Here is an 18,712-nt window from a genome sequence, read left to right as displayed (position 1 = left end):
ATGTTTAAATTAATAATTTTATTTATTCTTGTTGCTGTTTTTTCTATTTTTGCTTTAAATGACTTTTTAGGTTTATGAGCATATGTGCGTGAGGGTTTAGAATATTTTAATAAAGTTTTATCAAATAATATTAAAATTTTAGATTTGTTTAAACCAATGATAAGGTTATTTTCCCAACATCCGATTTTCCAAATTTTAGGAACGATTTGTATTTTATCAACAATATATTTAATTTTAAGGAGTTAAAAAATGAAAAAGTTAAAGAAAATATTAAGTATTAAATGATTTAAAAGCGTTTTAGGTTTTATGCATTTTTTTATTATATTTCATACTGTTATGGTTATGATTTGAGTGTTTTTAACAAGAATTAGAACTAATACAGATGAGTTTTTTAAAGATTTTATATTGTTTGATTTTCAAAATGTATTTTTTAAGGTGTATTTTTGATTATTAATGGTTTATTTGTTAATAACTGCTATTAAGTTATTTATTAGGGGTTATTACTTTAATAAAGTTTTTAGAAAGCATCAAATGCAAGTTACTAATTGTGAATGTCCACAACATAATCATTATAAATTTTCTGATGCTTTTAAAGCGATAAAAAATAGTTTTAAGGCGTGATGTGATGCATAAGATTATTTCTTGATTTATTGTAATGTTTATTGGTTTAGTCCCTCTAAGCGCCTTCTTTGATACAAAAAAATCACCAAAACCTAATATGGAACAATCTTTTATGAAACGACAAAAACGAGCTACTAATCCTAGTAATGGTGAAATTTATGAATTTTCTTTATCTAAAGCAACTATTAATTGAATGTGAGATGGATTTAGGCAAAACTTTAGCATAGCCCTAAGTGAATTTAATAAAAATGAAAGCGGATTAAGTAAATTGCCAATTGAATTTAAAAATACATTAGCTATGAAAAATAGTTATATTTATTTAGATGAAGAAGGAATCAGTACATTAAAAACTGGTAATTTTGCAAGAAGTGGTAATTTAGAAGTAGTGGATATCAAAGGTAAAATAATTAAAACGCATAGTTTTTATAATTGATTACAATTAATGTTTACTTCTCCCCCTTTGCCTGAAAAAGATAACGAACAACCATTACCTACCGAAATAACTAAAAATGATGGCGAATATCAATATAATCAGTTTCAAGATAAACTTGATTATTTAATGATACAACGCCGAGATTTTGATAAATTTAATTATAGCTATTTATATTGAGTCCCAATTTTTAATTTCTTTGATGATAATTTTAAATATATGAATGAAATATCAATTAAGTTAAATGGCTTTAAACAGAATAGCAAATTTAGTTTAAGTCGTAAAAATTTATATCCTGAACCTGATATGATGGAAAAAGTTATTTTTAGAGAACTTTCCTTTTCTAGTTTTGGTAATGTTATTACTATAAAAACTGAACATGGTAGCATTGTTGGCTATAATGAGTTTTTAGAAAATGGTAAATCACTTTGAAAATCTGGCTCGCAAACAAGTTTTGGAGGAAATTTTATTAATACCTTTTTTGGACAAGTTAATTATTATGGTAATACCTTCCATTTTTTACGCTATGATGACAAATTAAAGACTGATTTTAAAGATTTTATGCTTCATTATCAAAAAAATTTAACTATTGATTTCATTAATGATTTATTTAATAAACTTTATAAAGTTTTAGGTGGTTTTTTCGTACAATTCTTTTATGCCAGCTTTGATATGGATACTTCTACTTATGTAGAATTAGATTACAAAGGGATGCAACAAATTCCTAAAAATGTTTTACAAATGGGCTTTTTCTATCGCTCCTTAATTACTTTTTATCCTAAACAATATTTAATTAATTTTGATTCAACAATGGAAAATAGTAAAAATATAATTTTTCGTTCTTATTTTTTTGTTAAAGATAAACAAATTGTCAATGGTTTTAATGCCGGTAAAAGTTCTTATCAAATAAATTTTAATGTTTTAAAAGCATATGATAATCAGTTATGGAATGCTACTAGTAATAAACTGCATTTTTATAATGCTAAAGTTGATGTGATGTATGGAATTAATATTTTTACACTAACTTTTCCGCTATATAAAAAGAAAAATGAAAGCACTGAATATCATTATTTTTTATACGATTTTAACATTTTGAATTCAACGGCTTTTATTGGCGGCGGCATAAGCGGTAATATGGATGACTTAATTCCAACACCTAACTGTTCTTATTGGGGTTTATTTAGTGCCATATCTTGTGGTATTCAACACGCTTCTGTTAGCATGTTAAATTGATTACTTGGCCTTTCTGGAATTAATCTTTTAATTCGCCCCCTTGCGGATATTGCTAAAACAACAATTAACTTTACTAAAACTGCTTTTCCGGTGTTTGAAGTCATTCCGGCATTTCAGATGTTATTTGAATTTGTAGTTCCTTTAGCAATTTTATTAATGTTAATTAAAAAGTTTTCTTAAATTTGGTAGAATACTCTATTAAATGTATAATTTCTTCTTAAAGAAAGGAGGTTTTTTGTTATGTGAAAAAAGAGTTTATTAGTGTTAAGTTTAGCAAGCGTGATGTTTGCCCCGGCTTGTAAAAGTAATAATATTTCAATTGCTGATAATTTTAAAGAATATGAATTTTCTTTATCTAAAGCAACTATTAATTGAATGTGAGATGGATTTAGGCAAAACTTTAGTATAGCCTTAAGTGAATTTAATAAAAATGAAAGCGGATTAAGTAAATTGCCAATTGAATTTAAAAATACATTAGCTATGAAAAATAGTTATATTTATTTAGATGAAGAAGGAATCAGTACATTAAAAACTGGTAATTTTGCAAGAAGTGGTAATTTAAAAGTAGTGGATATCAAAGGTAAAATAATTAAAACGCATAGTTTTTATAATTGATTAGAATTAATGTTTACTTCTCCCCCTTTGCCTGAAAAAGATAATGAGCAAGCATTACTTAATCAATTAAAAAATTAATAAATATTTTTGAAAATCGTATTTTTTGTAATACGATTTTCTTAATTTAAGGAGTTAAAAAATGAAATATATTATTTCCCAAGCTGATTTAGCAGATTTAAAAGCAAAAGTCCAAAGTTGGCTAAGTGCTAATTGCCGTAATCCTTATTACTATAAAACTAAAAAACGCATTACTGCCTATTTAAATTTATGTACTTATTTTTATATTGAAGAAACAACTTTAACAAAACTTATTAAAAAATATTTTAAAAATGCAACGAAAACCTTTTATCGTTGGGCACAAAAAATTATGACCGCTTATTATTCTGACAATTTAGATTTGTTATTGTTTAAAACTACAAAACCACAAAATCTTAATTATCAATATAGTTTAAATTCTCGTGAAAAAATATGTGATTTATATTTTGATTACAAAAATCTTCAAGCCGGCGGAATGTGGTCTTTATTTAACAATTTAAAAATCGGTTTTAACGATGTCAACAATTCAGAAGTTCCTAAAAACATCAAAACTTTTTATCGTTGAATTAAATCTGACCCTCGCTGAAAAGAATTAAAACAGCAAATCAAACAAACAAAACGCCATTTTAAGCGTTACGAAGTCTCCGAGATTGGTCTTTTACAAATGGATGCTAAAATTATTACCCCATCAAATTTTCCGGTTGACAAAAAATATTATATTTATGATTTCATTGACGAAATGACACGCATAGTATTTGGTTATGTTTATGATAGTTTAGGAACTAACAATGCCCTTAATGCCGTACATAGAGCAATGAAAGATTTCGGCGAACTTGGCATAACCATTAAACGCCTTCGTACTGATAACGCACCAGAATTCACTACTACTAACTGAAGTAATAAAAAAGCATACAAAGTAAAAGAAAGGCCTTTTACAACCTTTCTTTCAAATAATGGGATTGTTCACGAAACTACACCTATTCGTTCGCCACAGAGTAACGGCAAAATCGAGCGATTTCATCAACATTATACCAAATTGTTTTATGCTAAGAATAAAAAATTAAATCAAAATGAACTACAACATTATTTAAATCAATATTATTATTTTTACAACTTTGAACGCCGTCATTCATCATTAAATACTAAAACCCCATTTCAAAAATTACAAAATTTTTAATCTTTTTAAAAATTTTGTAGAATTATAAAATTAACTAAGCTTTATTCCCTCACCAATCCATATTCAACTAGCACCACCAGAATTTGAATTTCAAATATCAACTCAAACAATAGAAGGAATTTGTATATGTCATTTTCTTGTGTTTTCGTTTCAATAAAATGTTATACCTACAGATTGAGTAAAACACATTCCAGCAATAAAATCTTTATCACATTTATCATTTAGTGTAGCTAATTTTATTTTATCTGATCATTCTCTTGCAGCGAAATCTCTTAAATTTTTATTTACAATATAATTTTTAAAATTTTTTCTTAAATCGCTTTGGTTTATTTTTGTTCCAGAATATGGATCATTACCCCAACTAAATTTAGTTAATTGTTCACCGAAAAAATCAATTTTATTATATTTTAAAGGGGAAATATCTCCTATTTCAGTTTCAGAAAAATCATAATGAAAAAAACCTTTTGAAGTATGAGCATTACCATCGATTCATTGATCAATATTGTGCTTTGAAACTTTATAATCATCTCTAAAATATACAATCTTTTCTGGGATATTAAAACAATATTCATCATTACCATTTAAATCTCTTACTTGTTTTCTATTACAACTATTTAAATGAGCATCCATTCTACCCGAAAACATTAAAATAGTAGCCGCTGCTAAAAATCCATTTAAAGTTCCATGTTGGTCCACATAAACAATAGCTTGATTAGTTAAATTATCTCAATTTGTTATGTGGTTATGAAAAAAACTTCATGTTGCCTCAGTTGGATTATAATTAATAATTGAACTTCTCACTACTCTAAATCTAATACTTTCAGATGTAGCTAAAATAACACGAGCTAATGCACCTCTAATTACTGAAACATTACCTGAAGAGCTGGGATTATCTCCATAGTTAATAATATCTCAAAATGCTTGAGTTATATTATTGTCTCATCTAACTACCGCTTCACCTGAATCGGGTATAGGCATAAGATTATTATAATTAGCAGAAAATCCAAAACTTCTAGAAAAATATCCACTTAATTCTGTTATAGTTGAGTCAGAAAAATGATAATACAAGTTTAAAGGAACTTCATTGTTTGTGACAACCGAAACCCCCTCTAAGTAAAAATCACTTGATCTAAAAACTAACTGAATGTCTCTTCCCTCAAACAAAATGGGTATAATAAAATATCTATAGTTTGAATTTGAATTTACAGAAAAATAATTTGAATTACAAACAGTTTCGTTCCCACTTAAAGAATCTGAAACATTCAGAATAATTCCTTTTTCTAATAAATCTTTTATAACTTTACATAAATTTTTAAAATATTCTTTAACATCAAAATCAAAATTTAATGTCCCTGTTGTAAATATATTATTATTTTGTCTTTTATTTCTTTTTAAAGTTTCTAAATTATTTTTTTGTTGATAAGGAGCTGCAGCAATGACCATCGGCATTGTTGCGCCACTAATTGTTAGTATACTCAATAAACTGAGTATTTTTTTCATATTAATTAAATTCCTTTTTGTGAATTTTTACTAAATTAATAAAATTTATTCAACAATCAACCAGTCTTTCTACCAAAAAAATAATCTGTAATCTTTTTCCCTTGGAATTTAATTATAAACTGCTTTTAAAAATTTTCTTAGAATTTGTCGTTATTTATAAAAATTTTAAATAAAAATTAAATTTGCCCCTTTTTTAAAAAACTTCTTGTTCCTGTCATAAGTCTGTGGTATATTACATACTTTTGATAATGATGTAGAAACCATATACATATGACAAGATTTTGTTTTCTACAAACTTTTAGGGGGTGTTTTCTTTTGGCAGTAATATTTTGTATTGAATGCGACAACGAAAGTTATGTTGTTGGTAATAAAAATACAGTTGGAATCTGTAATTCTTGCGATGAAAAGGGTTTTTAAATTTTGAAAGGAACGATAGATTATAAAATATGTCGCTGGTGTTTACATCTATTTAGTGATAAACGATATTTGCATGTTGCTTGTGAGAAAAAAATTATTAATCATATTAAAAAAATTTTAAAAAATAAAAGTAAAAGGAATTTAAAAAATAATGTTTAAAGTTAAATTAGTTAGTATAAAAAGAAAAATATTTAAAAATAAAGATGGCTCTATGATGTCAGGTTATTCTGCCGAATTTTTGCGTTATGAAAATGACTTATTTGAGCCTACCGGCGAACAAAAGGCTTTATGAATTGATGATAACAATCTAGAACAACAAGAAATTTATAAACTGTTAAAAGAAAATGTTAAATCATTTTTTAGTTGCGAATTAACTTTTGAAAAAACCCCCAAAATAGTTAACTTGCAAAAAATTGAATTATCAAAAAATCAAAAAAACTTGTCCAGTTAATTGATAATCACTTCGGTCTGCGAAGCGGTGCGGAAGGCGTATGCCCCGCCCGCTAGCGGGTTAGTCGGCGAAGCCGACTATTACTTGATTAAATAACACAACTGGCGAAAATCTAAAACGGGAGCATAAAATATGAATTTACAACCTCAAAATCCGACTGATTTTTATATGAAAACCATTTATTACGGGCAATATATTCGTAATATTGTTATGCCTTTAGAACGCATCAAAGCAAATAACCGCAATGTTAGCGGTTTAAAAAATAGAGGTAATTGCGATACAAAACTGCTTAATAGTAATATTCGTGCAAAATCTAATGTTATTCGGAAGGCATACCATAATTTTTGAGACTGTAAAAAACTTACATTCTTAACTCTTACTTATGCTGATGTTAATGAATTTGACATTAGAAAATGTAAGCGTGATTTAAATAAATTTTTTAAAAAATTAAAATATTGATTTAAAGTTAAAAATAAAAATATTAAGTATTTGTATACCTATGAATATCAGAAACGAGGCGTTATTCATTTTCATATTTTAATCACCGAAAAAATACCACATAAAATTATTTTACAATTTTGACCTTATGGAATTAATAAAAATATTAGAGTTCGTGAAAATACTAATGAAATGGTTGTAAAATATTGCTCCAAATATATAACTAAAAATGTCCTGAATGAAAAATCATTAAATCAATATGATTTAAATATCAAGGCTTATCAATTCTCTTATAACTGTCAAAACCCCATTATTAGAAAACAAATATTTACCGATACTTTGAATAATATTGTTAATAGAACCGTAAATTCTGAATTTGTAAAGTACTTAAAATCAACAGTTAATAACTTTAAAACTAAAATGTGCGGAGCAATCTATGAATTTAAAAATATTAATTATATAGAATTTGAAAGTGCAAATTATGCTTCCTTAGAAAGTTTAAGATTTAGAAATCAACTAAGAAAAATGAAACATTAGGAGTTAAAAAATGAAAGAAAAATTGCAATTTAAAATAAGAATTAAAAATTTAAAAATTAGAAAATTAAGGAGAAAAGAAAGATGAGTATATTTGGCCTAGTGTTCTTTATGATTTTAACATTATTAATAGCATACTATATTGCGGTTAATATTTATCGTTTTTTTAAAGATAAAAAGAAATATGGTAGTGAAGCAAAGCAGTTGCCAAAAGATTTTACTTATGCACAACGAATATTTATTGCAAAGTTTAAGCGAAATTTATTAGAACAAGATGAAAAAGAAATTAAAAAGTAGGTTTAGAAAATGTTTAAAAAAATAATTATTGAGTTAATTGAATTAATTTATCCAACTACCGATTTACCACCCCAAGTTGTATTTTTGTTTTCAATTTTAATAATTGTAATGCTCTTCTCGGCAATTATTTTTCTACTCTTTTGACCTTTTAAGCGGTAATTATTATGTTTTTAGTTGCTTGAAAAGATTTAGATTGAGAAATGACAAAATTATATTTTTGAGATTTATTTATTCAAATTAAAGTTATTCCGGCGTGAGTTTCTGGAAAAGAAATTGATTTAACCCAAGAACTACTTTGACTTTTAATAGCAAATATTGCGTTTTGAATGGTATTAGTATTCATTGTCTTATTTATGGTTATTTTATTTTATAAGGTTAAATCATATTTTGTTTAGAAAGGGGGTGATTATATGTTTAGAATTTTTCTTGATGGAGCAATAACACCGGTAGCAATTACTGGTGAACAAGCGGTTACTAACTTATGAAAAGCATTAATTAAAGCGTTCGGTAATATTTGAACTGATATTATTGGTGGTAATATGCCCAATGTTGTTAATTTCTTTGCTACATATTGAGTTTTCTTGCTTGGTGTGATTATTGGTTTATTTTTAATCGCTTTCAAAATGTTTGAAAAATTAATGCCCGGCAGATAATAATAAAAATAAAGAAAGTGTGATTTAAATGATGCTATTGTTTAAGAAAATAAATTTAAGATTATATGATTTTATCGCTTTAAATCGCACTTTATTTATTATTGCGTGAGTTTATGGTGCGATTTTGCATTATTATAATCCCCAAAGTTGACGAATGTTATTTGATATTATTTATTTATTAATTGTTTTGTATGTTTTATATACTAAAATTTCTCATTTCTTTGCTCGTCGTAGTTTTATTAATTTCCTATTAAATTCGCCCCTAAATTTAGTCATTGGTGCCTTAGGAACCGGGAAAACTGCTTTAATGGTTTTAGCTTCTTACTTATTAAGTGGTTGAAAAACGATGTCTACTTTTCCGATTACAGATAAACAAATGCTTTCGTTAGGGCATATGTCACTTTTAGATTATAATTATCCAATTTTAGATGAAAAACATTTACTGCTATGAGATGAAACTAACTTATTTCTCGAAGGTACTGACTACAAAGAAAATGATAGAGTAACCCAGGGTTTACAAGAATATTTCGCTTCGGCTCGACAATTTACCCATATCGTATTAGCAAGCGGACAACGAGCCGAACATATATGAGTTAAAGTTCGTGATATTGCGAATTCAATAATTGTTGGCATTAGAAAAAAACCAGTTAGTATTTTCCGACCCTATTTACAAGTTATTTATGGCACTTTTAAATCGGTAAGCGAATACGAGCAATGACGATTAACGCTAATTAATGCTAAAAATGATAAAAAAGGTCGCAAAATTAAGTATCGCAGCATTCCGGAATTAGACATTTATTTCTTTAAATTGAAAATTCCGATGTCAATTTTAAACCTTTATGATAATAAATATTTATCATTCTTGCGTGAATTAAGTAATCGTGCTTTGAATGATAATTATCAGCATAAATTTTGAAATGATAATGTGATGGATATTGAAGCATTAGAATATTTAAAAATGGAAAAATTTAGCAAGATACTTACTAAGTTAAAAAATAATTTGAATAAAAAAAATAAGTAAAGGAGTTTAAAAAATGGAAAACTTAGAAAAAATGGCTAGTTTGATTGGCGATATGTTTTATAAAGTTTTTGATTTAATTTGAACTTTAACCATTCCTGGAACAGATATTCGCATTATTATTTTTCCGCTAATTATGCTTGTGATAAATCTTGTAATTGGTGGTATTTTAGGTATTCATATTGAACGACCAAAAGTTGGTTTTCGTAAAAAATATCGAAAATCAGTTGCTAATTGGGGAGTTAAGAAAAAATCATCTAGTGGTCCAATTAAGAAATTTAGTGGTAATAGTCCTAAAAACAGACCGTGAGTTAACCAACACGGACGGCGAATAAAAAGGTAGGTTTAGAAAATGTTTAAATTAATAATATTATTTATTCTTGTTGCTGTTTTTTCTACTTTTGCTTTAAATGACTTTTTAGGTTTATGAGCCTATGTGCGTGAGGGTTTAGAATATTTTAATAAAGTTTTATCGAAAAATATTAAAATTTTAGATTTGTTTAAACCAATGATAAGGTTGTTTTCCCAACATCCGATTTTCCAAATTTTAGGAACGATTTGTATTTTATCAACAATATACTTTATTTTAAGAAGTTAAACACAAAAGAAAGGATAAATAGATATGTATAAATTTATGTCATGATTAGTTATCGCTTTTATTGGTTTAGTCCCTCTGGGTGCTTTCTTTGATACAAAACAATCACCAAAACCGAATATGCAAAAATCATTTATGAAACGAGAAAAACGAGCCACAAATCCTAGTCAATGTGGTAATAGTTGTGAGTTGGAGTTTTCTAGTATTTATAATAGTTTTTTAATTCCTAGTAAAATTGGTGGTGGTGCTAAAATTAAATTTCAAGATAACATAGATTTGCCCCTTGAAATTAAACGAACTCGCATTTTTGGCTTATCTCTTGGAAATAAAAATAAAGATTGAATTAATTTTTATAAAAATAACGGTGTTAAAAAAAATTATGATGATTTTAGTTATTTAGATTCAGATTTTGGTTATGAAATTTCTGAGATAATTAAGGTTAAGATAACATTTACTAAATCAATAGGATTATCTTATAGTATAACTTCTTTCTATGCCGAAATGCCCTCTTTACCAGAAAAAGAAAACGAGCAACCATTACCTACCGAAATAACTAAAAATGATGGTGAATATCAATATAATCAGTTTCAAGATAAACTTGATTATTTAATGATACAACGCCGAGATTTTGATAAATTTAATTATAGTTATTTATATTGAGTCCCCGTTTTTAATTTCTTTGATGATAATTTTAAATATATGAATGAAATATCAATTAAGTTAAATGGCTTTAAACAGAATAGTAAATTTAGTTTAAGTCGAAAGACTTTGTATGATGATTATATAGCACAAGCTATTATTTTTACAGAACTTTCTTTTTCTAGTTTTGGTGATGTTATTACTATAAAAACTAATGGTGTTGACCTTATAGGTGATATTGAGTTTTTAGAAAATGGTAAATCAATTTTAAAATTTGGGTCGCAAACAAGTTTTGGAAGAGATTTTATCAATACCTTTTTTGGACAAATTAATTATTATGGTAATACTTTCCATTTTTTACGCTATGATGATAAATTAAAGTCTGATTTTAAAGACTTTATACTTTATTATCAAAAAGATTTAACTATTAATTTTATTAATGGTTTATTTAACAAAATTTATAAAGTTTTAGGTGAGTTTTTTGTACAATTCTTTTATGCGAGTTTTGATACAGATGCCTCTACTTATTTAGAATTAGATTATAAAGGGATGCAACAAATTCCTAAAAATGTTTTACAAATGGGGTTTTTCTATCGTTCCTTAATTACTTTTTATCCCAAACGGTATTTAATTAACTTTGGTTCAATCATCGAAAATAGTAAAAATATGATTTTTCGTTCTTATTTCTTTGTTAAAGATAAACAAATTGCCAATGGTTTTAATACTGGTAAAAGTTATTATCAAATAGATTTTAATGTGTTAAAAGCATATGATAACCAATTATGAAACGCCACTAGTAATAAACTGCATTTTTATAATGCTAAAGTCGATGTAATGTATGGAATTAATATTTTTACACTGACTTTTCCATTATATAAAAAGAAAAGTGAAAGCACTGAATATCATTATTATTTATACGATTTTAACATTTTGAATTCAACGGCTTTTATTGGTGGTGGAATAAGTGGTGATATGGATGATTTAATTCCTACGCCCAATTGTTCTTATTGAGGTTTATTTAGTGCAATATCTTGTGGTATTCAGCACGCTTCTGTTAGTGTGTTGAATTGATTACTTGGTCTTTCTGGGATTAATCTTTTAATTCGCCCTATTGCTGACATTGCCAAAACGACGATTAATTTTACGAAAACGGCATTTCCGGTATTTGAAGTTATTCCGGCATTTCAGATGTTATTTGAATTTATAGTACCATTAGCAATATTACTAATGCTATTAAAAAAGTTCTCTTAAAATATTTTTAATATTTTTATATAATATAATTTCTTTGAAAGGAGGATTTTTTGTTATGTGAAAATTTTTATCAACTTTAAATTTAATAAGTGTAATGTTTATTTCTGGGTGCAATAAAAATAGCAGTGATTTAAAAAAATATGATTTAGAGTTTCCTGGCATTTATAATAGTTTTTTAATTCCTAGTAAAATTGGTGGTGGTGCTAAAATTAAATTTCAAGATAACATAGATTTGCCCCTTGAAATTAAACGAACTCGCATTTTTAGCTTATCTCTTGGAAATAAAAATAAAGATTGAATTAATTTTTATAAAAATAACGGTGTTAAAAAAAATTATGATGATTTTAGTTATTTAGATTCAGATTTTGGTTATGAAATTTCTGAGATAATTAAGGTTAAGATAACATTTACTAAATCAATAGGATTATCTTATATTATAACTTCTTTCTATGCCAAAATACCTAATTAATTAGCAATTTTAATAAATATGTTTGAAAATCGTATTTTTTGTAATACGGTTTTCTTAATTTAAGGAGTTGTAAAAAATGAAATATATTATTTCCCAAGCTGATTTAGCAGATCTAAAAGCAAAAATCCAAAGTTGATTAAGTGCTAATTGCCGTAATCCTTATTACTATAAAACTAAAAAACGCATTACTGCCTATTTAAATTTATGTACTTATTTCTATATTAGACTTCTTGCATAACCTATTAAAAAAATTACAAATATTTGTAAAAAGACAGTAATAGAAAAATATAATTTTAATTAATTATGTCTTTTATCTAAAAAATTAATATTTTGCCACAACAAAAAACGAATTTATTATTTAAATTCTTTAATTTTAAATAAATCTTTTATGTTAAATTAATAATTGCAAATTATAAATTGAGGCAATTAAATTAAATCTTAAACCAAATCTTTTTCTACGATTACGATATTTTTCTGTCATAAGTTTAAATTTTTTAAGAATAGCAAAAATATTTTCAATAATAATTCTCATTTTTGAAACTAGTCTATTATGTTGTTTTTGTGCTTTATTTAAATGGTTTTTCTTTGTTTTCTTTGTAGGTATTAGAACATTATTGTGAATTTTTTGTATTCCTTGATAACCACTATCAACTATTAATTTGGTATTTTTTAAAATTGGGATTTTTGATTCTTTAAATAAAGCATAATCATGTTTTTTCCCAAGTGAAAAACTTGTTGCAATAATTTTTCTGATTTCTTGTTCGATAATTACTTGTGTTTTAATGGTGTGTTTTTTCTTTTTACCAGAATAAGATTGTTTTTGTCTTTTTTTGGGCGTTGGATTGGAGTTTCGGTAGCATCAATAATAATAGTTTTATCATTAAAATAATCATTTATTAGTGCTTTTTTACCAGCAAGTTGTTGAAAATCAGAGTTTTTAATTAAAATATCTTCAATTCACTTGATATTCCGATAACAATTAGATTCACTAATTCCGAAATTTTTACCAAGATGAAAATAAGTCTGATATTCTCGTCAATATGATAAAGTCATCAATAATCTATTTTCTAGTGATAATTTATTAGTTTTACCACCTTTTTTAAATTTTTCTATTTCAGCTACTTGTAAAATATCTAACATTTTATTAAAAGTGGATTTTTTTATTCCTGTTAATCTTAACCATTCTTTATCATTAAGAGTATTAAATTTATTATTTTTCATATTTTGATATCCTCATAAATTATATTTTATAAGAATATTTTAATAAAAAAGGTATCGCAAGAAGTCTAATAAATATTTTTGAAAATCGTATTTTTTGTAATACGGTTTTCTTAATTTAAGGAGTTTAAAAAAATGAAATATATTATTTCCCAAGCTGATTTAGCGGATTTAAAAGCAAAAATCCAAAGTTGACTAAGTGCTAATTGCCGTAATCCTTATTACTATAAAACTAAAAAACGCATTACTGCCTATTTAAATTTATGCACTTATTTTTATATGAAAGAAACTACTTTAACAAAACTTATTAAAAAATATTTTAAGAATGCAACAAAAACTTTTTATCGTTGGGCACAAAAAATTATGACCGCTTATTATTCTGATAATTTAGATTTGTTATTGTTTAAAACTACAAAACCACAAAATCTTAATTATCAATATAGTTTAAATTCTCGCAAAAAAGTATGTGATTTATATTTTAATTACAAAAATATCAAAGCCGGTGGAATGTGATCTTTATTTAACAATTTAAAAATTGGTTTTCACGATGTTGAAAATTCAAAAATTCCAAAAAATATCAAAACCTTTTATCGCTGAATTAAATCTGACCCTCGTTGAAAAGAATTAAAACAACAAATCAAACAAACTAAACGCCATTTTAAGCGTTATGAAGTTTCTGAGATTGGTCTTTTACAAATGGATGCTAAAATTATTACCCCATTAAATTTTCCGGTGGATAAAAAATATTATATTTATGATTTCATTGACGAAATGACGCGAATAGTATTTGGCTATGTTTATGATAGTTTAGGAACTAATAACGCGATTAATGCCATTCAAAGAGCAATGAAAGATTTTCGTGAACTTGGCATAACTATTAAACGCCTTCGTACTGATAATGCTCCTGAATTTACTACTACTAATTGAAGCAATAAAAAAGCATACAAAGTAAAAGAAAGTCCTTTTACAACCTTTCTTTCGAGGAGCGGAATTGTTCACGAAACTACACCAATCCGTTCTCCGCAGAGTAACGGAAAAATTGAACGCTTTCATCAACACTATACCAAATTATTTTATGCTAAGGATAAAAAATTAAATCAGAATGAACCAATCATTGCCTACGCAAATAACTAAAAATAATGGCGAATGTCAATATACTCAGTTTCAAGATAAATTAGATTATTTAATGATACAACGCCGAGATTTTGATAAATTTAATTATAACTATTTATATTGAGTACCCATTTTTAATTTCTTTGACGATAATTTTAAATATATGAGTGAAATTTCAATTAAATTAAATGGTTTTAAGCAAAATAGTAAATTTAATTTAAGTCGAAAGACTTTGTATGATGATTATATAGCACAAGCTATTATTTTTACAGAACTTTCCTTTTCTAGTTTTGGCGATGTTATTACTATAAAAACTAATGGTATTGACCTTATGGGTGATATCGAGTTTTTAGAGAATGGTAAATCAATTTTAAAATTTGGTTCACGAACAAGTTTTGGAGAAGATTTTATTAATACCTTTTTTGGACAAGTTAATTATTATGGTAATACCTTCCATTTTTTACGCTATGATGATAAATTAAAGGATGATTTTAAAGATTTTATACTTTATTATCAAAAAGATTTATCTATTGATTTTATTAATGGTTTATTTAATAAAATTTATAAAGTTTTAGGTGAGTTTTTTGTCCAGTTCTTTTATGCAAGTTTTGATATGGATGTTTCTACTTATGTAGAATTAGATTACAAAGGGATGCAACAAATTCCTAAAAATGTTTTACAAATGGGTTTTTTCTACCGTTCCTTAATTACTTTTTATCCCAAACAATATTTAATTAACTTTGATTCAACAATTGAAAATAGTAAGAATATGACTTTTCGTTCTTATTTTTTTGTTAAAGATAAACAAATTGCCAATGGTTTTAGTTCTGGTAAAAGTTCTTATCAAATAGATTTTAATGTTTTAAAATCCTATGATAACCAATTATGGAATGCTACTAATAATAAACTGCATTTTTACAATGCCAAAGTTGATGTGATGTATGTAATTAATATTTTCACACTAACATTTCCACTATATAAAAAGCAAAATCAAAGTACTGAATACCATTATTCTTTATACGATTTTAACATTTTGAATTCAACGGTTTTTGTTGGTGGTGGAATAAGTAGTAATATGGATGACTTAATTCCTATGCCCAACTGTTCTTATTGAGGTTTATTTAGTGCTATATCTTGTGGTATTCAGCATGCTTCTCTGTTAGCGTGTTAAATTGATTACTTGGTCTTTCGGGGATTAATCTTTTAATTCGCCCTATTGCCGACATTGCCAAAACGACAATTAATTTTACGAAAACAGCATTTCCGGTGTTTGAAGTTATTCCAGCATTTCAGATGTTATTTGAATTTGTAGTGCCGTTAGCAATCTTATTAATGATATTAAAAAAATTTTCTTAAATAGTTCCAAATATTATTATATAATATAGTTTCTTTTTTGAAAGGAGGACTTTTCTTTATGAAAAAATTTTTATCAGCTTTAAATTTAATATGTGTAATGTTTATTTTTGGATGTAGTAAAAATAGTAATGATTTAAAAACATATAAATTACAATTTTTTAAAATTGATAAAAGTGCTTGAGTAATTAGTGATTACGGCCAGGGTTCATATCATTTAGAAATTGATGCTACTGATTTAAAGCTTTCTAGTGATTTTGATATTCAAATAGGTAATGGCGATTTTGTTCAAAGACCAGCCCTTCAATTATTTGTTGATAAAGACAGTGCTGGTTATAATCAAATTAATAACTTTTATCGTTTTAATGGTTCTTATAAGTCCAAGCCTTTTAGAGAATTTTATTTTATTGATAATTTAATTAATTTTAAAATATTTCTTATTAAGAAAGTTCCACAAGGTCTTAACACAAAAATGTTTCATATCACTTCATTCTCAGGTGAAATACCTAATAAAAAAAATTAGTAATTTAATAAATATTTTTGAAAATCGTATTTTTTATAATGCGATTTTCTTAATTTAAGGAGTTTAAAAAAATGAAGTATATTATTTCCCAAGCTGATTTAGCTGATTTAAAAGCAAAAATCCAAAGTTGATTAAGTGCTAATTGCCGTAATCCTTATTACTATAAAACTAAAAAACGCATCACTGCCTATTTAAATTTATGTACTTATTTTTATATTGAAGAGACAATTTTAACAAAACTTATTAAAAAATATTTTAAAAATGCAACGAAAACCTTTTATCGTTGGGCAGAAAAAATTATGACCGCTTATTATTCTGACAATTTAGATTTGTTATTGTTTAAAACTACAAAACCACAAAATCTTAATTATCAATATAGTTTAAATTCTCGCGAAAAAGTATGTGATTTATATTTTGATTACAAAAATCTTCAAGCCGGCGGAATGTGGTCTTTATTTAACAATTTAAAAATCGGTTTTCACGATGTCAAAAATTCAGAAGTTCAGAAAAATATCAAAACTTTTTATCGTTGAATTAAATCCGACCCTCGTTGAAAAGAATTAAAACAACAAATAAAACAAACAAAACGCCATTTTAAGCGTTATGAAGTCTCCGAGATTGGTCTTTTGCAAATGGATGCAAAAATCATTACCCCATCAAATTTTCCGGTTGATAAAAAATATTACATTTATGATTTCATTGACGAAATGACGCGAATAGTATTTGGCTATGTTTATGATAGTTTAGGAACTAATAACGCGATTAATGCCATTCAAAGAGCAATGAAAGATTTTAGTGAACTTGGCATAACCATTAAACGCCTTCGTACTGATAATGCTCCGGAATTTACTACTACTAACTGAAGTAATAAAAAAGCATACAAAGTAAAAGAAAGGCCTTTTACAACCTTTCTTTCGAAGAACGGAATCGTTCACGAAACTACGCCAATTCGTTCACCACAAAGTAACGGTAAAATTGAGCGATTTCATCAACATTATACTAAATTATTTTATGCTAAGGACAAAAAATTAAATCAAAATGAACTTCAACATTATTTAAATAAATATTAGACTTCTTGCGATACCTTTTTTATTAAAATATTCTTATAAAATATAATTTATGAGGATATCAAAATATTAACAATAGACTTCTTGCGATACCTTTTTTATTAAAATATTCTTATAAAATATAATTTATGAGGATATCAAAATATGAACAATAATAAATTTAATACTCTTAATGATAAAGAATGGTTAAGATTAACAGGAATAAAAAAATCCACTTTTAATAAAATGTTAGATATTTTACAAGTAGCTGAAATAGAAAAATTTAAAAAAGGTGGTAAAACTAATAAATTATCACTAGAAAATAGATTATTGATGACTTTATCATATTGACGAGAATATCAGACTTATTTTCATCTTGGTAAAAATTTCGGAATTAGTGAAGCTAATTGTTATCGCAATATCAAGTGAATTGAAGATATTTTAATTAAAAACTCTGATTTTCAACAACTTGCTGGTAAAAAAGCACTAATAAATGATTATTTTAATGATAAAACTATTATTATTGATGCTACCGAAACTCCAATCCAACGCCCAAAAAAAGACAAAAACAATCTTATTCTGGTAAAAAGAAAAAACACACCATTAAAACACAAGTAATTATCGAACAAGAAACCAGAAAAATTATTGCAACAAGTTTTTAACTTGGGAAAAAACATGATTATGCTTTATTTAAAGAATCAAAAATCCCAATTTTAAAAAATACCAAATTAATAGTTGATAGTGGTTATCAAGGAATACAAAAAATTCACAATAATGTTCTAATACCTACAAAGAAAACAAAGAAAAACCATTTAAATAAAGCACAAAAACAACATAATAGACTAGTTTCAAAAATGAGAATTATTATTGAAAATATTTTTGCTATTCTTAAAAAATTTAAAATTATGACAGAAAAATATCGTAATCGTAGAAAAAGATTTGGTTTAAGATTTAATTTAATTGCCTCAATTTATAATTTGCAATTATTAATTTAACATAAAAGATTTATTTAAAATTAAAGAATTTAAATAATAAATTCGTTTTTTGTTGTGACAAAATATTAATTTTTTAGATAAAAGACATAA

25 protein-coding genes are annotated in these 18,712 nt (G+C 25.9%); 23 read left to right on the top strand and 2 right to left on the bottom strand.

Annotated features, from left to right (window positions below; genetic code table 4):
* From AACK86_RS06375 to AACK86_RS06355, 5 genes are all read left to right on the top strand, one after another.
* Window positions 1-246, top strand: a complete 246-nt coding sequence (locus tag AACK86_RS06375; protein ID WP_338967003.1) for a hypothetical protein — start codon at window positions 1-3, stop codon at window positions 244-246.
* 3 nt (window positions 247-249) lie between these two features.
* Window positions 250-633: a hypothetical protein gene (locus tag AACK86_RS06370; protein WP_338981927.1), complete on the top strand. Its 384-nt coding sequence runs from the start codon at window positions 250-252 to the stop codon at window positions 631-633.
* Window positions 626-2,464: a hypothetical protein gene (locus AACK86_RS06365; RefSeq protein WP_338981926.1), complete on the top strand. Its 1,839-nt coding sequence runs from the start codon at window positions 626-628 to the stop codon at window positions 2,462-2,464. The genes AACK86_RS06370 and AACK86_RS06365 overlap by 8 nt, the downstream gene beginning before the upstream one ends.
* 60 nt (window positions 2,465-2,524) lie before the next feature.
* Complete coding sequence (locus AACK86_RS06360) at window positions 2,525-2,977, top strand: hypothetical protein (RefSeq protein WP_338981925.1); 453 nt, start codon at window positions 2,525-2,527, stop codon at window positions 2,975-2,977.
* 61 nt (window positions 2,978-3,038) lie between these two features.
* Complete coding sequence (locus tag AACK86_RS06355; protein ID WP_338981924.1) at window positions 3,039-4,112, top strand: integrase core domain-containing protein; 1,074 nt, start codon at window positions 3,039-3,041, stop codon at window positions 4,110-4,112.
* Window positions 4,113-4,142: 30 nt separating this feature from the next.
* Here the strand turns inward: AACK86_RS06355 and AACK86_RS06350 are convergent, their stop codons facing one another.
* Window positions 4,143-5,612, bottom strand: a complete 1,470-nt coding sequence (locus AACK86_RS06350; protein WP_338981923.1) for a ribosome-inactivating family protein — start codon at window positions 5,610-5,612, stop codon at window positions 4,143-4,145.
* A gap of 568 nt (window positions 5,613-6,180) precedes the next feature.
* On the opposite strand from AACK86_RS06350, the gene AACK86_RS06345 reads away from it, so the two are divergent.
* The 11 genes from AACK86_RS06345 to AACK86_RS06295 all read left to right on the top strand — a co-directional run bounded on the left by AACK86_RS06345 (window position 6,181) and on the right by AACK86_RS06295 (window position 12,612).
* Window positions 6,181-6,480: a hypothetical protein gene (locus tag AACK86_RS06345; protein ID WP_338966992.1), complete on the top strand. Its 300-nt coding sequence runs from the start codon at window positions 6,181-6,183 to the stop codon at window positions 6,478-6,480.
* Between the two features lie 132 nt (window positions 6,481-6,612).
* Window positions 6,613-7,455: a rolling circle replication-associated protein gene (locus tag AACK86_RS06340; RefSeq protein WP_338981922.1), complete on the top strand. Its 843-nt coding sequence runs from the start codon at window positions 6,613-6,615 to the stop codon at window positions 7,453-7,455.
* A gap of 81 nt (window positions 7,456-7,536) precedes the next feature.
* Window positions 7,537-7,749 carry a hypothetical protein gene (locus tag AACK86_RS06335; protein ID WP_338981921.1) on the top strand — a complete coding sequence of 71 codons (213 nt, stop codon included), beginning with the start codon at window positions 7,537-7,539 and terminating at the stop codon, window positions 7,747-7,749.
* Window positions 7,750-7,913: 164 nt separating this feature from the next.
* Entirely contained in the window at window positions 7,914-8,144 is a 231-nt protein-coding gene (locus AACK86_RS06330) for a hypothetical protein (protein ID WP_338966950.1), read from the top strand.
* Window positions 8,145-8,159: 15 nt separating this feature from the next.
* A complete protein-coding gene (locus tag AACK86_RS06325; RefSeq protein ID WP_338981349.1) occupies window positions 8,160-8,402 on the top strand; it encodes a hypothetical protein in 243 nt (80 codons plus the stop codon).
* A gap of 31 nt (window positions 8,403-8,433) precedes the next feature.
* Window positions 8,434-9,423 (top strand): hypothetical protein, encoded by a 990-nt coding sequence (locus AACK86_RS06320; protein WP_338981920.1) that lies wholly within the window; start codon window positions 8,434-8,436, stop codon window positions 9,421-9,423.
* 13 nt (window positions 9,424-9,436) lie between these two features.
* Window positions 9,437-9,763, top strand: coding sequence for a hypothetical protein (locus AACK86_RS06315; RefSeq protein WP_338966980.1), 327 nt, complete (start codon window positions 9,437-9,439; stop codon window positions 9,761-9,763).
* Between the two features lie 9 nt (window positions 9,764-9,772).
* Window positions 9,773-10,018, top strand: a complete 246-nt coding sequence (locus AACK86_RS06310) for a hypothetical protein (protein WP_338981919.1) — start codon at window positions 9,773-9,775, stop codon at window positions 10,016-10,018.
* A 24-nt stretch (window positions 10,019-10,042) separates the two neighbouring features.
* Window positions 10,043-11,905 (top strand): hypothetical protein, encoded by a 1,863-nt coding sequence (locus tag AACK86_RS06305; RefSeq protein WP_338981918.1) that lies wholly within the window; start codon window positions 10,043-10,045, stop codon window positions 11,903-11,905.
* Window positions 11,906-11,960: 55 nt separating this feature from the next.
* Entirely contained in the window at window positions 11,961-12,374 is a 414-nt protein-coding gene (locus AACK86_RS06300; protein ID WP_338981917.1) for a hypothetical protein, read from the top strand.
* Window positions 12,375-12,450: 76 nt separating this feature from the next.
* Complete coding sequence (locus tag AACK86_RS06295) at window positions 12,451-12,612, top strand: hypothetical protein (RefSeq protein WP_338981916.1); 162 nt, start codon at window positions 12,451-12,453, stop codon at window positions 12,610-12,612.
* A gap of 153 nt (window positions 12,613-12,765) precedes the next feature.
* On the opposite strand, the gene AACK86_RS06290 is transcribed toward AACK86_RS06295, so the two are convergent.
* Window positions 12,766-13,595 (bottom strand): IS5 family transposase gene (locus tag AACK86_RS06290; RefSeq protein WP_338981915.1). Its coding sequence is split into 2 segments (ribosomal slippage): window positions 12,766-13,199 and window positions 13,199-13,595, totalling 831 coding nucleotides; the frame shifts between segments, so codons are not numbered across the junction.
* A gap of 132 nt (window positions 13,596-13,727) precedes the next feature.
* Between AACK86_RS06290 and AACK86_RS06285 the strand changes: the two genes are divergently transcribed.
* The 7 genes from AACK86_RS06285 to AACK86_RS08140 all read left to right on the top strand — a co-directional run bounded on the left by AACK86_RS06285 (window position 13,728) and on the right by AACK86_RS08140 (window position 18,622).
* Entirely contained in the window at window positions 13,728-14,726 is a 999-nt protein-coding gene (locus AACK86_RS06285) for a DDE-type integrase/transposase/recombinase (RefSeq protein WP_338981913.1), read from the top strand.
* Complete coding sequence (locus AACK86_RS06280; protein ID WP_338981912.1) at window positions 14,695-15,876, top strand: hypothetical protein; 1,182 nt, start codon at window positions 14,695-14,697, stop codon at window positions 15,874-15,876. The genes AACK86_RS06285 and AACK86_RS06280 overlap by 32 nt, the downstream gene beginning before the upstream one ends.
* The gene (locus AACK86_RS06275) at window positions 15,870-16,061 is read left to right on the top strand and encodes a hypothetical protein (protein ID WP_338981911.1); all 192 of its coding nucleotides are present in this window, start codon (window positions 15,870-15,872) and stop codon (window positions 16,059-16,061) included. The genes AACK86_RS06280 and AACK86_RS06275 overlap by 7 nt, the downstream gene beginning before the upstream one ends.
* Window positions 16,062-16,119: 58 nt before the next feature.
* Window positions 16,120-16,581 (top strand): hypothetical protein, encoded by a 462-nt coding sequence (locus AACK86_RS06270; protein WP_338981910.1) that lies wholly within the window; start codon window positions 16,120-16,122, stop codon window positions 16,579-16,581.
* A gap of 71 nt (window positions 16,582-16,652) precedes the next feature.
* A complete protein-coding gene (locus AACK86_RS06265; RefSeq protein ID WP_338981909.1) occupies window positions 16,653-17,651 on the top strand; it encodes a DDE-type integrase/transposase/recombinase in 999 nt (332 codons plus the stop codon).
* 141 nt (window positions 17,652-17,792) lie between these two features.
* Window positions 17,793-18,245: a transposase family protein gene (locus tag AACK86_RS08145; RefSeq protein WP_338982632.1), complete on the top strand. Its 453-nt coding sequence runs from the start codon at window positions 17,793-17,795 to the stop codon at window positions 18,243-18,245.
* 68 nt (window positions 18,246-18,313) lie between these two features.
* Complete coding sequence (locus AACK86_RS08140; RefSeq protein WP_422398305.1) at window positions 18,314-18,622, top strand: transposase family protein; 309 nt, start codon at window positions 18,314-18,316, stop codon at window positions 18,620-18,622.
* Window positions 18,623-18,712: the final 90 nt, after the last annotated feature.

It is taken from the genome of Spiroplasma endosymbiont of Eupeodes luniger (assembly GCF_964019525.1).
Taxonomy (GTDB): domain Bacteria; phylum Bacillota_I; class Bacilli_A; order Mycoplasmatales; family Nriv7; genus Nriv7.
This window is presented reverse-complemented; position numbering and strand designations above follow the sequence as displayed.